The organism is Bifidobacterium amazonense, assembly GCF_018555435.2.
Lineage (GTDB): Bacteria > Actinomycetota > Actinomycetes > Actinomycetales > Bifidobacteriaceae > Bifidobacterium > Bifidobacterium amazonense.
Map to the genome: position 1 here is coordinate 43,101 of NZ_JAFEJT020000006.1, position 14,667 is coordinate 57,767.

General features: G+C 64.7%; 11 protein-coding genes. 3 read left to right on the forward strand and 8 right to left on the reverse strand.

All coding sequences use genetic code 11. The features are described 5' to 3' along the window. Positions 1 to 3: 3 nt before the first annotated feature. From rplB to JS533_RS02695, 7 genes are all read right to left on the reverse strand, one after another. Positions 4 to 834 carry a 50S ribosomal protein L2 gene (gene rplB, locus JS533_RS02665; protein ID WP_241512992.1) on the reverse strand — a complete coding sequence of 277 codons (831 nt, stop codon included), beginning with the start codon at positions 832 to 834 and terminating at the stop codon, positions 4 to 6. 36 nt (positions 835 to 870) lie between these two features. Further along, positions 871 to 1,167 carry a 50S ribosomal protein L23 gene (gene rplW / locus JS533_RS02670; protein ID WP_241512993.1) on the reverse strand — a complete coding sequence of 99 codons (297 nt, stop codon included), beginning with the start codon at positions 1,165 to 1,167 and terminating at the stop codon, positions 871 to 873. A gap of 5 nt (positions 1,168 to 1,172) precedes the next feature. Beyond that, positions 1,173 to 1,838 (reverse strand): 50S ribosomal protein L4, encoded by a 666-nt coding sequence (rplD, locus tag JS533_RS02675; RefSeq protein ID WP_241512994.1) that lies wholly within the window; start codon positions 1,836 to 1,838, stop codon positions 1,173 to 1,175. A 14-nt stretch (positions 1,839 to 1,852) separates the two neighbouring features. Next, entirely contained in the window at positions 1,853 to 2,500 is a 648-nt protein-coding gene (rplC, locus tag JS533_RS02680; protein ID WP_241512995.1) for a 50S ribosomal protein L3, read from the reverse strand. Between the two features lie 17 nt (positions 2,501 to 2,517). After that, positions 2,518 to 2,826 carry a 30S ribosomal protein S10 gene (gene rpsJ / locus JS533_RS02685; protein ID WP_003808013.1) on the reverse strand — a complete coding sequence of 103 codons (309 nt, stop codon included), beginning with the start codon at positions 2,824 to 2,826 and terminating at the stop codon, positions 2,518 to 2,520. A 406-nt stretch (positions 2,827 to 3,232) separates the two neighbouring features. Further along, positions 3,233 to 4,000: an acetolactate decarboxylase gene (gene budA, locus JS533_RS02690; protein ID WP_241512996.1), complete on the reverse strand. Its 768-nt coding sequence runs from the start codon at positions 3,998 to 4,000 to the stop codon at positions 3,233 to 3,235. Positions 4,001 to 4,261: 261 nt separating this feature from the next. Further along, positions 4,262 to 5,281 carry a YwiC-like family protein gene (locus JS533_RS02695; protein ID WP_241512997.1) on the reverse strand — a complete coding sequence of 340 codons (1,020 nt, stop codon included), beginning with the start codon at positions 5,279 to 5,281 and terminating at the stop codon, positions 4,262 to 4,264. 256 nt (positions 5,282 to 5,537) lie between these two features. Between JS533_RS02695 and JS533_RS02700 the strand changes: the two genes are divergently transcribed. Next, entirely contained in the window at positions 5,538 to 6,521 is a 984-nt protein-coding gene (locus JS533_RS02700; RefSeq protein WP_241512998.1) for a type IV toxin-antitoxin system AbiEi family antitoxin domain-containing protein, read from the forward strand. Positions 6,522 to 7,412: 891 nt separating this feature from the next. Here JS533_RS02700 and adhE read toward each other — a convergent pair. Next, positions 7,413 to 10,145 carry a bifunctional acetaldehyde-CoA/alcohol dehydrogenase gene (gene adhE, locus JS533_RS02705; protein WP_241512999.1) on the reverse strand — a complete coding sequence of 911 codons (2,733 nt, stop codon included), beginning with the start codon at positions 10,143 to 10,145 and terminating at the stop codon, positions 7,413 to 7,415. A gap of 413 nt (positions 10,146 to 10,558) precedes the next feature. Here adhE and JS533_RS02710 point away from each other — a divergent pair, with 413 nt between their 5' ends. Then, positions 10,559 to 11,866 carry an ROK family transcriptional regulator gene (locus tag JS533_RS02710; protein ID WP_241513000.1) on the forward strand — a complete coding sequence of 436 codons (1,308 nt, stop codon included), beginning with the start codon at positions 10,559 to 10,561 and terminating at the stop codon, positions 11,864 to 11,866. Between the two features lie 148 nt (positions 11,867 to 12,014). Continuing rightward, the gene (glgX, locus tag JS533_RS02715; RefSeq protein ID WP_241513001.1) at positions 12,015 to 14,663 is read left to right on the forward strand and encodes a glycogen debranching protein GlgX; all 2,649 of its coding nucleotides are present in this window, start codon (positions 12,015 to 12,017) and stop codon (positions 14,661 to 14,663) included. Positions 14,664 to 14,667: the final 4 nt, after the last annotated feature.

Consider the following 14,667-nt stretch of genomic DNA (forward strand, 5'->3'; position numbering starts at 1 on the left):
CCCTTACTTGCGGTTCTTACCATTCGGACGACGACGAACAATCATCTTGTTCGAAGCCTTCTTCGGACGGCGAGTACGAACTTCGCCCTTGCCCCACGGAGAGACCGGCGGCTTGCCACCGCGGGTACGACCGCCGTGCGGGTGGTCGACCGGGTTCATGGATTCACCACGGGTCCACGGGCGCTTGCCGATCCAACGGGCGCGGCCGGCCTTGCCGAGCTGGATGTTGGCGTGGTCGGAGTTGCCGACCTCACCGACGGTCGCGCGGCAGCGGGCGTCCACGTTGCGGATTTCGCCGGACGGCATACGCAGCTGGGCGTAGGCGCCATCCTTGGCGACGAGCTGGACGGCGGCACCGGCGGAACGCGCGATCTTCGCGCCGCCGAGCGGCTTGAGCTCGATCGCGTGCACGATGGTACCGGTCGGGATGTTCTTGAGCGGCAGGTTGTTGCCCGGCTTGATATCGGCCTTCTCGCCGGTCTCGATGCGGTCGCCCTGCTTGACGCCTTCCGGAGCGATGATGTAGCGCTTCTCGCCGTCGGCGTAGTGCAGCAGCGCGATGCGGGCGGAACGGTTCGGGTCGTACTCGATGTGAGCGACCGTCGCCGGCACGCCGTCCTTGTCCCAACGCTTGAAGTCGATGAGACGGTAGGCGCGCTTGTGGCCGCCGCCGCGATGGCGGGAGGTCATACGGCCGTAGGAGTTACGACCGCCGGTCTTGGTGAGCTTGCGAACCAGCGACTTCTCAGGCGTGGAGCGCGTAAGATCGGAGAAATCCGACACAGACGCGTTGCGGCGGCCAGCAGTCGTCGGCTTATAAACGCGGATAGCCATAATATAGTTCTTCCTTTAACTTTTCTCGGCTAGCCTTCAGTTGCCGAAGATGTCGATCGTCTGGCCCTCGGCGACGGTCACGATCGCGCGCTTCTGGTTGACGCGCTGGCCGAAGCCGAAACGGGTGCGCTTGCGCTTGCCGTCGCGGTTGAGGGTGTTGACGTTCGTCACCTTCACCTTGAAGATCTCTTCGATAGCCTGCTTGATCTGCACCTTGTTCGCGTCCGAGGCCACCACGAAGGTGTACTGGCCGCGGTCGGACAGGGCGTAGCTCTTCTCGGAGACGACGGGCTTCAGGATGACGTCGTGTGCGGGCTTGTGAATAGCGACCATCTAAATCAGGCCTCCTTGGCGGTCGGCTCGGTCTTGCCGGCGAGGAAGGCGTCGAGGCCCTCCTTCGTGAAGACGACGTACTGAGCGGTGACCACATCGTAGGTGTTGAGCTGATCGGCGAAAATCGGGTGCACGGTCGGGATGTTGCGGACCGACAGCCACTCGTTGATGTTTTCGCGGGAGAACACGATCGTGGTGAACTTGTTCTCGGTGACCGGGGTCAGCGCGGCAACGGCGGCCTTGGTGGACGGGGTATCGGTGATGCCGAAGTCCACAACGGCGACGCGACCGGCGTTCGCGCGATCGGAAAGCACGTAGCGCAGGGCGGCGGCCTTCATCTTCTTCGGAGTGCGCTGCGAGTAGTCGCGCGGCTGCGGACCGAACACGGTGCCGCCGTGGTACCACTGCGGGGCGCGGATGGAGCCCTGGCGGGCACGACCGGTGCCCTTCTGCTTCCACGGCTTCTTGCCGCCACCGGACACCATGCCACGGGTCTTGGTGGCGTGGGTGCCGGAACGGGCGGCGGCGAGCTGAGCCACGACGACCTGGTGGATCAGCGGGACGCGGGACTGGACCTCTTCGGCGGTGTGGCCGAAGATCTCGCCCGGAACCTCGACGGTGCCGGTGGACTGGCCCTGGGCGTCAGACACGTTCAGAGTAACGTTTGCCATAATTCAGACTCCCCTTACTTCACGGCCGTGCGGACGAGAACGATGCCGCCCTTCGGGCCCGGAACGGCGCCCTTGATGGCGAGGATGCTGTTCTCGGCATCCGCGGAGACGACGGTCAGGCCCTGCACGGTGGCGGTCACATGACCCATGCGGCCGGCCATGCGCTTGCCCTTGAGGATGCGGCTCGGCGTGGCGCACGCGCCGACGGAACCGGGGCGACGCTCGTTCTTGTGAGAGCCGTGGGAACGACGGTAGGACTTGAAGCCCCAGCGCTTGATGGTGCCGGCGAAGCCCTTGCCCTTGGTGGTGCCGGTGACGTCGACCTCGGAACCCTCCGGGAAGAAGTCGATGGACAGCTCCTGGCCCGGCTCGTACTCGGCGGCGTCCTCGGTGCGCACCTCGACGAGGTGGCGGCGCGGGGTGACGCCGGCCTTGGCGAAGTGGCCGGCGAGCGGCTTGGTCACCTTGGTCGGATCGATCTGGCCGTAGCCGATCTGGACGGCCTTGTAGCCGTCGGATTCCTCGGACTTGACGGCGGTCACCACGTTGGTGGACACGTCAACGAGGGTGACGGGGACAAAGAAACCGTTCTCGTCCCAGACCTGAGTCATGCCGAGCTTCTTGCCCAGCAGAGCCTTGTGGCTACCTCTCTGCGAAGTCATAGTGGTTCCCTCCTCCCTTACAGCTTGATCTCGATGTTGACATCCGCGGGCAGATCAATGTGCATCAGGGAGTCCACGGCCTTGGGGGTCGGGTCCACGATGTCGATGAGGCGCTTATGAGTGCGCATCTCGAAGTGCTCGCGAGAATCCTTGTACTTGTGAGGAGAACGAATAACAACAAAGACGTTCTTCTCGGTCGGGAGCGGAACCGGGCCAACCACAGTTGCGCCCGCGTTCGTCACCGTTTCGACGATCTTCTTCGCCGATTGGTCGATGACCTCATGGTCATAGGACTTAAGCCTGATGCGGATTTTCTGTCCCGCCATTGCCGTCCGCCCTTTCTAGCGATTCGTGTACTGTTTACCAGCCTGCTTCCAAGGGCACCGGCGGACCTGACCGCAACGGGACACACCCCTTACGAGGCATACCCGTGGTCAAACCACATCAGTGCGCGGCATACGGCTTCTCACTCGCGTGATTCCCCGTTCCGCGCTCGCTTTTTTGATTCCAATTTGCGAGCCCTAAATCAGGCAACTTGACAATTAAAGCACTAGGCATGGCCTAAAAGAGTTCGGGCGTGTCGCGCTTTGCGCGACACGCCCTCACACGATTTCCTACCTCACTCCTGCCGTCGCTCGGCGTCGCCTACAAACAGTCCACCGGACTGTTTGCTTCACGGCTCCGCAGGCGTGTCGCGCTACGAGCCGCACTTCGCACGACACGCACGGACCGTCAGTCGTCCGCCCGGTCGCCTTCGGCGGCGGTGATGGCCTCGGCTATCGGATCATGGGAGAAGTCGTGGTTGCGGTATTCGGGATCGTCCACCGGCAGATGCTGCACCAACGTGTCGAACACCTGGCTGTAGATCCTGCCATGGTCCAGCACCGCATCGAGCACGTGGCCGCCGAACGTACGGTCGTCCGACAGAAAATGCTCATGGAATCCGGCCACTGCCGCACCGTGGAACATCACCGGCGAAAAATAGCCGAGCAGCGTGCCCTTCACATCGTGCCGCAGGAACGTCGCCTGCCGGTCGGCGACCTCCACGAGCGTCGGGTACGGGGCCTGCTGCTTGATCACCGCCCGCGTCTTCATGAAGCTGAACGTGCCGCGCACGATCACCGAAAAGAACGTGTTCGCCCGGCCGTTCGCCTCGACGATGCGCCTGTTCAGCTCCTCGAGGCCGATGTCCGCACGCTCGCACTGATACTGGAACGCGGCATGATGCACGTTCGCGAACGGCATCGTGAAATCGTCCGGCACACGCTCGGCCACGCCGCTGGACCCCACCTTGTAGGCCACGCCGTCGAGGATGATGAGCTCGCCGTCGAGTCCCTCCCCCGTGCCGATGCCGGTGTCGCCGTGCGTCAGCAGCTCGCCGATCGTCGTCGTGCCCTCCAGCAGGCCGGGCACGAGCAGCGCGAGCGTGCCGTGCTGGTACAGCTGGTTCGCATGATGTTCGGTGATGGGTTTGATCTGGGATCCGCGCGATTGTGTCACATTACGTACGATAAAAGGCCGTCCTCCGCAATCGCAACCGATATATGCGGCAGCCGGACGTGACCCGCGTCACAGCGGACGCCGCGTCCGCATACGGACCTGCGCGCATCGGCGTTCGTCGGCGCACGTCGCGCCGTGACATCGGCGTCCGTCATCGTACGAATCGTCCGTGCGAATCGTCACGCGGACCGTCCGCGCGAATCATCGTGCGGATTGCCGCGGAGTTCCGTACGACGATCCGTACGACGATCCACACGCCGGTCAGAACGCGACGCTCGTCGCGAAGACCAGCAGGCTGGACGTCAGCTCGGTCATACCGACGGCGATCGGCTTGAGCACGCGGTTGCGTGCGATGATCGGCAGCACGATCGCACGTAGCAGCAGGCAGGCCGCGACGATCGTCGTCATGCAGCCCCTCCAGTCGAACGACGACGGGTCCGACCAGCCGCCGCGCAGCCACGCGAGCCGGCCCGACGGATCGGAGAACAGCCACGCGGCCGCGCACAGGGCCAGCAGCATGCCGTGCCACCCCCACGACGCGCGCAGATACCGGCGGTTGCCACGTTCGCGGATCATCGTCTTGACGAACAGCACCGAACCGAACTGGGTGAGCGCGAACAGCAGCGACGTGACCAGGCCGGCGGACGGCAGCGCGTACGTCGACCACCAGGTGTCCCACGTCGGCAACTGGCCGCGGAACAACGCGGCGCCATGTTCGACGTACCGCACGCAGTCGGCGTGCGAGATCAGGCCGTTCGCGATGGCCGTCGGCACGGCGCATCCGTCGGACAGCCTGGACGGATCGCCGAACGAGGCGATGACCGTGGGCATCGACGACGAGGCGAGCACCGCCGCGCCGTTGCCCCACAGCGACCGTTCGCGGCGCAGGTACGCGGCGGCGAACGAGACGGCGGCCAACACGGCGAAATACGGGGCCCACCGGAGCACGCCCGGGTTGACGGCGAGGAACGGGATGCCGACCGCGGCCAACGACGCCATATATATAAGGACCTGCGGCAGGTATCGGCGGGAGAAACGGGACTTGAGCCAGCGCGCGGCCGTGAACTGGACGCAGTAGCACAGCGTCCATGCGGCCAGCAGCCACAGCGTGTTCGCGGTGACGCCGCCGATCGCCACGCCGGAGATGGCCGGCAGCAGCGCCATCGCCCATGCGCCGGGCTGGTCGGGGATCCAGTCGCGCACGCTCGCGCGGCGGCGGCCACGGCGAGAACCGGCATGCGCACCGGTGCGGAAGGTTGAAGTTCGTGAGGTTTTCGGCATTCCCCCACCGTAAATCATCCATCCCTGACCCGCCAGCATCCGCCGCGGCGAGTTGCACGGCAGGACGTGGCGCGTCGGCCTATCGGCACGACGGCACGAAGGCGGCACGGCGGCGTTCTCGCTGACCATTTGTCTTCCGAATCGCCCTGATGTGGACAACCCGTTGTGGATGATCCGTTGTGGATAACTCCGTACCATTCGACCACATCCCCCGAAACAGACACGGCGTTGCGGAACAATCCGCTACGGTGCACATATGAGAACGAATCCCGCACTGACCGCACGTTGCGAAGAGTCCGAAAGCCAACGGCTCTGCATATGGGGACGCACCCGATCCGAGCAGCAGGTGCTGTCGCGCAGGACGGCAACCGGGGAGATGACCCGCGTGGCGGACGGCTGTTATGCACGTGCCGATCAGTGGAGCAGGCTGGATCCGGTGGAACGGTATCGCAGGATCGTCCGGACGATGGCGGCGCTGCATCCCGATTGGATATTCGGGGACATGACGGCGGCCGCAATGCATGGCATCAACGATTCGATCCGATATCTGGATGAAATACACCTGATGACCGACCGGAGAAGACATTCCCGCGATCACGGTCGGCTTCGATACCATCTGCTGCCGGATGACGAACTCCACGGTTATCAGGTGGTGGATGGGGTACGGACCACCCCGATCGGCAGAACGGTATTCGATTGCGCGCGACGATTGGATTTCCCGGACGGATTGTCCGTCGCGGAAGCCGCGCTCCGGCAAGGACTGATGACGCGGGAGCGCATGATGGATCTATGCCGCGAACTGCCCGGCTATCGGCGGGACAAGGCTCTGCGCGCCGTGCGTCTCGCGCCTGCCGGTACGGAAAACGGCGGCGAAGCATACTCGTATGCGGTGATGCTCGACGAAGGATTCGTTCCGCCGCTGGTCCAGGAGGAGATCATCGATCCGCTCGATCTCAGCCGGCGGTATCGGGTCGACTTCTCGTGGCATACCGAGGATGGAAGATTCATCGTGGCGGAATTGGACGGCCGTGCCAAATACACGGATCCCGAGATGTTCAGGAACGGCAGCCTGTCGGAAACCATCATCGCGGAAAAGGAACGGGAGGAGCGCATTCGGCTGGTGGCGGACGAGGTGGTTCGCTTCTCCTTTTCCGAGGCGTATCGCAGACACGTGCTGGTGGCCAAGCTGGAGGCGGCCCGGGTTCCGCGGGTTCAGGCTTCGTGGACCCGCGATTCATAGGGGCTTGGAGGCCTTGAAAGTTCCGAAAGTCGGTGTTGCCGGCGTATTGTCTCCATTCCCCGCATTTCCCTACGACCGACTTGGAGGGACGTCGACAGGACGGGACAGGACGCCGGCTGGGCGAATAATGGGGCGAATACGGGGGCTAATGTCTGAATTTCCCCACATTCCTGTCCGGTTGGCCCGTCGGCCCGCCGTTGGAGGCCGGGGTGGCGGCGGATGTGGGGAAACAGGCAGCATGAACAGGCCTTGGCGGAACCACGGACATGGCCCGATGACGAAAGTGGGGAAATGGACAGCATCAAGCCCGCCGATGACGGGCGTTCATACTGCCTGTTTCCCCACTTTCGGCTCAATATCCTGAATGTGGGGAACCAAGCAGTACGAACGGGACCGGAAACCGGCGTGTCGCGTCGCAATTTCCCCACTTTCGGATACGGGCGTGCGTAAAAGTCTCATTTTCCCCACATTCGGACGTCACACGCTCATGGACCCGTCAATGGACACCTATCGTCCCCTCGTCAGGAGGGTTGTCGCGGAATGACCACAGGATAGTCACACCCGTCAAGTTAAGACCGACAAAGTGCCGCCAGCGGACATCTGCCCGGCGGCTGGTGCAAACCCCTTCGAATGTGATCCCACCCGCACCGGCCCCAATACGAAAGTGGATGGTTGCCTGCCGTGGAACAACCCGAAACGGGTTTTCACGGTGGGCAGCCACCCACTTATAACCGACGATCGGCCAACCGATCAGGCCAACCGATCAGGCCGACCGATCAGTACAGCCGACCGACTGGCCAATCTGGCCAACAATCAGGCCGACGATCAGGCCGACGATCGGTCAACCGATCAGGCCAACTGACCAACCAGTCAATCAATCGGCAATGAGGCTCAGACGCGCTCGGAGGCTTCCTCCGTGGCAGCCTCGCCTTCGCGCTCGACGCGCAGACGGTGGCCTTCGGCCTGCGGCACGCCGTAGTAGGCGGCGATGGCGATGTCCTTCATGTCCTCGATCTGCGGGATGCGCGGGTTCGCGGGGGCGCACTGGTCCTCGTAGGCGCGCATGCCGATCTGGTCGAGCACGCTCCAGAAGTAGTCTTCGTCCACGCCGCAGTCCTGGAAGCTCTTGTTCATGCCGAGCTTGTTGTCGCGGTAGTCCTCGACGGCCTTCGCCAGGTTCTCGACGGCGTCGGCCGGGGTCTTGCCCGGGTCGATGCCGAGGTTGACGGCGATGTCGCGGTAGCGCTCGTCGGCGATGTACTTGTTGTACTTCGGCCACGAGGTCGGCTCCTCCGGCACCTGGCCGTTGTAGCGGATCACGTACGGCAGCAGGATGGAGTTGGTGCGGCCGTGGGCGACGTGGCACAGCGCGCCGATGGTGTGCGCCATGCCGTGGCACATGCCGAGGAACGCGGAGCCGAACGCCATGCCGGCCATGGTGGCGGCGTTGTGCATCTTCTCCTGCGCCTTGGTCTTCTCCAGGCCCGGCTCGCCGTTGACGGACTCGGCCAGGTTGTCCCAGATGAGCTTGGCCGCGTGCAGCGCCATGCCGTCGGTGAAGTCGTTCGCGTAGACGGACACGTACGCCTCGAACGAGTGGGTCAGCGCGTCGAAGCCGGCGTCGGAGGCGAGCTTGCGCGGCTGGGTGCGGGCGAGCACCGGGTCGACGATGGCGACGGACGGGGTGAGCGCGTAGTCGGTGATCGGGTACTTGTAGCCGGTCTTGTGGTCGGTGATGACAGCGAACGGCGTCACCTCAGAACCGGTGCCGGACGAGGTCGGGATGCACACGAGCTTGGCCTTCTTGCCCAGCGGCGGGATCTTGAAGGCGCGCTTGCGGATGTCGAAGAACTTCTCGCGCACGTCGGAGAAGGCGATTTCCGGGTGCTCGTAGAGCAGCCACATGATCTTGGCCGCGTCCATCGGCGAGCCGCCGCCGACCGCGATGATCGTGTCCGGCTCGAACTCCTCGCGCATCATCTCGGCGCCGCGCTCGACGGTCTCGACGGACGGCTCCGGCTCGACGTAGTCGATGATGCGGAAGGTGACGCGGTTGGAACGGGCGCGCAACTGGTCGATGACCTTGTCGACGATGCCGAGCTGCTCCATGACCTTGTCGCACACGATGACGGCCTTCTCGATGCCGTACATGTCGCGCAGGTACTTGATGGCGTTCGGCTCGAAGTAGGTCTTGGCCGGGATCTTGAACCACTGCATGTTGTTGTTCCTCCGAGCGATGCGCTTGATGTTGAGCAGGTTGACGGCCTGCACGTTGCCGGACACCGAGTTGCCGCCGTACGAGCCGCAGCCGAGGGTGAGCGACGGGGCGATGGCGTTGTAGATGTCGCCGACGCCGCCGAGCGAGCTCGGGGAGTTCCAGATGATGCGGCAGGCGTGCATGCGCAGGCCGTACTCGCGCACGAGCGCCTCGTTGTTGGTGTGGATGGCGGCGGTGTGGCCGGCGCCGAGCTTGAGCATGGCCTCGCACATCTCGAACGCCTGCTCCTTGGAATCGGCCTTGAGCACGGCGTGGACCGGGGCGAGCTTCTCGTGGGTGAGCGGCTCGTTGTCGGAGACCTCGGAGCATTCGGCGGCGAGGATGGTCGCGTCGGCCGGGATCTCGAAGCCGGCGGCCTTGGCGATGTACTGCGGGGACTTGCCCGGCACGACGGAGTTGAGCTTCGGGGTGCCGCCGGAGAACGCGGTGCAGCCGAACATGTACTGCTCGAGCTTGGCCTTCTCCTCGTCGTTGACGAAGTAGGCCTTGCGGCGCTTGAGTTCCTTGACGAGCGACGCGTAGACGTCCTTGTGGGCGATGATGGCCTGCTCGGTGGCGCAGATCATGCCGTAGTCGAAGTGCTTGGACAGGATCAGGTCGTTCGCCGCGCGCACGACGTCGACGTCGGAGTCGACGTACGCCGGGGCGTTGCCCGCGCCGACGCCGAGGGCCGGCTTGCCGGAGGAGTACGCGGCCTTGACCATGCCCGGACCGCCGGTGGCGAGGATCGTCGCGATGCCGTCGTGCTTCATGAGCGCGCCGGTGGCCTCGATGGACGGGTGCTCGATCCACTGGATGCAGTCGGCCGGGGCGCCGGCCTCGATGGCCGCGTCGCGCACGATGCGGGCCGCCTCGGCGGAGCACTTCTGGGCGAACGGGTGGAAGCCGAAGATGATCGGGCAGCGGGTCTTCAGGGCGATGAGCGACTTGAAGATGGTGGTGGAGGTCGGGTTGGTGACCGGGGTGACGCCGGCGACCACGCCGACCGGCTCGGCGATCTCGTCGATGCCCATCACGTCGTCCTCGCGGATGATGCCGACGGTCTTCTGGCCGGCCAGATAGTTGGTGACGTGCTCGCAGGCGAAGATGTTCTTGGTGGCCTTGTCTTCCACGAGGCCACGGCCGGTCTCGTCGACGGCCATCTTCGCGAGCACGAGGTGCTTGTTGAGCGCGGCGATCGAAGCCTTGGCGACGATGCGGTCGACCTGCTTCTGATCGAGCTTCTCGAATTCCTCGAGGGCCTTGAGACCCTTCTTGACGAGGGCGTCGACCTCGGCCTGGGCCGCGGCGGCCTTCTCCTCGGGGGTCGGCTTGGTGGGGGCCTCAGCCTGCGTTGCTTCTGCCATGAATCCTCCTCGACTGTGCACTATCTATATGCCGGTTCCCGCCCGCGTGGGCGGCTGTCGTTGCGCCACAATACGGTGCCGGGGCGTTGCCGGAGCACTGCCGAAGCATCATTGTTTTGTGGCCTAGGTCACAATGTACCGGACGCAGCAAGCCTCTGCATACGCACAAAATCGACGGCGTTTCATGTTGTATTCTGATTTATTTTTGTGAGATATTGTTCGACTTAAGGAAGAATCTCGACCAAAATCCCTGATTTTGATACTTTTTGTTCGATTTATCGTCATTCCTCACACGTTTCAACGAATTTCATTCAAGCCACTTATAGAAATGCTTTTTCTAAAAGTTGCCCCACCATCCGATCTTCTATAAAATACTTTTTTAAAAGTCTCAGTCGTCAACGAGGACACCGCCCATGCACGCACCTTCGATCGCCCCCAACAGCCGGGATCGCAGCCGCATCGCCATCCTGCGGTACCTGTACCGCAACCGGCAGGCCACCAAACAGCAGCTCGCGCACAACCTCTCCCTCAGCTCGCCCACTGTCACGCAGCATCTGCGGGAACTGGCCGGCCTCGGCATCGTCGTCGCAGCCGAACCGCAGGCATCGACCGGCGGGCGCAAGGCCGTGCCGTACGCGTTCAATCCGAGGCATCGCATCGCGGTCGGCGTGTGCGCGGGCGCGACGGAAACGACCCTGATCGCGGTCGACCTGTACGGCGAGATCGTCGCACGGCTCGACCGCACGCTGCCGCGGCGCAACGATGCGGCCTACTATCAGCGCGTCGCCGGCATCGCCGACGAATTCGCGAACGGCGTGGAGCAGTCAGTCCGCGACGCCGCGGCGGGACGGTCCAGAGGCACCGGAACCAGCGCGGCCGGCGACGCGACGGGCGACGACCAACCCGGCAGCGTGACCGGCATCGCGATCTGCTCACGCAATATCATGCCGACCGACGTCACCGGCGGCGCGACCAAGGCGACCGGCCCGGATCACGACGCAGACGGCACCGGCAACGCCGACGGCGCGGACGATACGCCCGACGCCGCAACACGACCCCATCTCGCGTTCGCCGACGCGACCGGAACGCCCGGCTTCCCGGTGCAGGCGATGCGCCAGCTCATGCACCGCCCGATCACGCCGATGCGGGACGCGGACGCCGCCGCGGCCGCCGAACTCTGGTTCGACCATACGCTCCGCGACGCGGCGTGCGTCTATCTGGACCGCCGTCCATGCGGGGCGATCATCGCCGGCGGCCGGGTGCATCAGAACAGGACGTTCCGCAACGGCATGATCGAGCACATGTCGCTCGTGCCGGGCGGCCGGCCGTGCTACTGCGGCCAACGTGGATGCATGGACGTGTACTGTTCGCCGGAGACGCTGCCGGAGGACTACGAGAGCCTGCCGGGCTTCTTCAGCGTGCTCGAGCAGGGCGAGACGCATCATCGCGAGCGCATGAACGAGTGGATGGACCGCGTGGCGCAGGCGATCGTGAACATCCGCGCCGTGATCGCTGGCGACGTGATCGTCGGCGGCGAGGCGGCGCAGTATCTCGACGACGACGACATCGCCGACCTGAAGTCCCGCGTGGCGAAGCTCAGCCCGTTCGGCGGCGGCGACAATCTGCGGCTGCGACGCGGACTGTGCATGGACGGGCAGCCGGCGCTGGGCGCGGCGCTGAGCCTGATCGGGGACTGGCTGGACGACCACGGCTGCCGATAGCCGAAAGCGGCCATGCGACGGCGCGGACCGTGAGCTGACCACACACGAACGGCCTCCGAACGGACCCCCAAACGAGCCCCGAACACCCGGCGACCGCCCGTCGAACCGGTACGACACTCTCACAGGGCGCGCCGTTACAATGGGAGCCATGAAGAACGCTATACCCCAGCGGTATGCGATACCGCACCGATACGCGACGAGGCCGGGCCTGTACTTCACCGAGGACGGCGGCGCGGATGCCGTGGTGCGCTCGGAAACCGCCGATCAGGTATGGCTGTGCGTCTACGAGCCGGTCGACCAGCCGACCGCCTTCTTCAACGAGGCCGTGCGCATCTTCGAGGATTCGCCGTCCCCGTTCATCAACCAGATCCACTCGCACGCGGTGTGCACGCGCATCATCGAGTCGATGTACGTGCGCGAGACGCTGTTCCGCATGGAGGGGCCCAACTACGGCCTGTGGTACGTGCATCTGCCCAAGGCGTGGGACGGCATGCGCTACGCGTACCGCGTGGACGGCGTGTGGAACCCGAAGATCGGCCTGCGGTTCAATCCGTACAAGCTGCTGCTCGACCCGTACGGCAAGGGCATCGACGGCAAGATGCAGCTCGATCCCGCCGCGTTCTCCTACCGTTGCGAGATCGGCGCGGACGGCCACGTGCACGGCGACGCGTTCGGCGAGATGAGCACGGTGGACGCGCTCGGCAAGATGCCGGTGTCGGTGGCGATCGACGACCGCGACGAGACCAAGCACGACGACGATCCGGTGCATCCGCACGTGCCATGGAGCAAGACCGTGCTCTACGAGCTGCACGTCAAGGGCTTCACCGCGAACGCGCCGTGGCTGCCGGAGGAGCTGCGCGGCACGTACGCCGGACTCGCGCACCCGATCACGCTGGCGTATCTGCAGGGGCTCGGCGTCACGTCGATCGAACTGCTGCCGATCCAGGCCAAGCAGGACGAGATCTTCCTGCAGGAGCGCGGCCGGCACAACTATTGGGGATACTCGACGCTCAGCTACTTCTCCCCCGAACCCTCGTACGCCACCGAGGAGGCCCGGCGCAAGGGCGCCGGCGCGGTGCGCGACGAGGTCATCAACATGGTGCGCGCGCTGCACGAGGCCGGCTTCGAGGTCATCATGGACGTGGTGTACAACCACACCTGCGAGGGCGGCGTGGAAGGCCCGACGACCTGCTGGCGCGGCTTCGACCCGCTGTCCTACTACCGCCGGCAGAAGAACGACATCGGCCATCTCGAGGACACGACCGGCTGCGGCAACACGTTCAACTTCACCAACACGCATGTGCTCACGTTCGCGGTCGATTCGCTGCGCTACTGGGCCAAGCGCATCGGCGTGGACGGCTTCCGATTCGATCTGGCCGCCTCGCTCGCCCGCCTCGAAGGCAACTTCACCAAGCATCACCCGTTCCTGTACGCGCTGCGCTCCGACCTGCTGCTCGGCAATCTCAAGCTCATCATGGAGCCATGGGACCTCGGCCCGGAGGGCTGGCGCACCGGCGGCTTCGGCATGCCGTTCAGCGAGTGGAACGACCGCTTCCGCGACACGACGCGCCGGTTCTGGCTCACCAACACGCAGCCGGGCGTCGCCGGCACGATCGGCATGCAGGAGATGGCGACGCGACTGTGCGGCTCGGCCGACCTGTTCGCCACCGACCCGGGCCGCGGCTGCGTCGCGTCGATCAACTACGTGACCGCGCACGACGGCTTCACGCTCGCCGACCTGACCATGTACAACTCGAAGCACAACGAGGCCAACGGCGAGAACAACATGGACGGCTCGAACGTCAACCATTCGTCGAACTTCGGCGTCGAAGGGCCGACGCGCGATCCGGCCATCACGCGGCGGCGCAACCGCGCGGCGATGAACATGCTCGGCACGCTCATGCTCTCGCTCGGCACGCCGATGATGCTCGCCGGCGACGAGTTCGGCAATTCGCAGAAAGGCAACAACAACGCGTACGCGCAGGACAACGACATCACCTGGCTCGACTGGGACTGGCTATACCAGACCAAAAAAACGCCGGAGATGCGCCGTCTGGAAACGGTCTCGCGACTGATCGCGATCCGCAAGTCGCTCGATCTGTACCATCACGAGGAGTTCTTCACGCTGCTCACGCAGCTCGGCCTGTTCAAGCCGTCGAGCCGCGTGCAGTGGTACCTGCCGGACGGCACCACGCCGATGGACCGCGACTGGTTCGACACGAGCGGGCGCAGCTTCCAGATGCGCCTGCTGTCGGCCAACGAGATGGACGTGCTCATCGTCATCAACGGCACCGACCAGGACCTGCACTTCCGTCTGCCGTCCGACTGCGAATGGCAGTGCGAATGGTGCTCGGCCGTGGTCAACGGCGAGCAGCCGGGGCACGGCATGCTGATCAGGCGGCTCAATCCGAAGCATTTCGACGACCGCAACTGGACGACGATCGTGAACGAGAACGATCCGATCCACGATCTGGTCGAAACCGTGCAGACGGCGCTCGCCTCACAGTCGAAGCTGGACCGTCCGCTCTACGAAAGCAACGATCCGGTGGACAAGGACCCGCACATCAACACGATGCGCAACAGTGCGCCGGCCGTGGCGCATGATTTCAACGCGATCCTCAACATCAGCGACGCGATGGACCCCGACGGCGACGCGTCCACGCAATACGACGCGTCGAGCGGCGAGGAGATGCCCGCCGACGCGCTCCCCGACGCGGGTTCCGGCAACGGCCCGGCCGATCCGAGCCTGTGGACGTTCCCGTCGCGGTGCATCAGCGTGATGCGGCGCGTGCGGTAGTCCC

Bases quoted from the DNA above. Each gene is read 5' to 3' on its own strand.
- glgX (WP_241513001.1), top strand. From the start codon at position 12,015: ATGAAGAACGCTATACCCCAGCGGTATGCGATACCGCACCGATACGCG.
- rplD (WP_241512994.1), bottom strand. From the start codon at position 1,838: ATGGCAAACGTTACTCTGAACGTGTCTGACGCCCAGGGCCAGTCCACC.
- adhE (WP_241512999.1), bottom strand. From the start codon at position 10,145: ATGGCAGAAGCAACGCAGGCTGAGGCCCCCACCAAGCCGACCCCCGAG.
- rplB (WP_241512992.1), bottom strand. From the start codon at position 834: ATGGCTATCCGCGTTTATAAGCCGACGACTGCTGGCCGCCGCAACGCG.
- JS533_RS02710 (WP_241513000.1), top strand. From the start codon at position 10,559: ATGCACGCACCTTCGATCGCCCCCAACAGCCGGGATCGCAGCCGCATC.
- JS533_RS02700 (WP_241512998.1), top strand. From the start codon at position 5,538: ATGAGAACGAATCCCGCACTGACCGCACGTTGCGAAGAGTCCGAAAGC.
- rplC (WP_241512995.1), bottom strand. From the start codon at position 2,500: ATGACTTCGCAGAGAGGTAGCCACAAGGCTCTGCTGGGCAAGAAGCTC.
- rpsJ (WP_003808013.1), bottom strand. From the start codon at position 2,826: ATGGCGGGACAGAAAATCCGCATCAGGCTTAAGTCCTATGACCATGAG.
- rplW (WP_241512993.1), bottom strand. From the start codon at position 1,167: ATGGTCGCTATTCACAAGCCCGCACACGACGTCATCCTGAAGCCCGTC.
- JS533_RS02695 (WP_241512997.1), bottom strand. From the start codon at position 5,281: ATGCCGAAAACCTCACGAACTTCAACCTTCCGCACCGGTGCGCATGCC.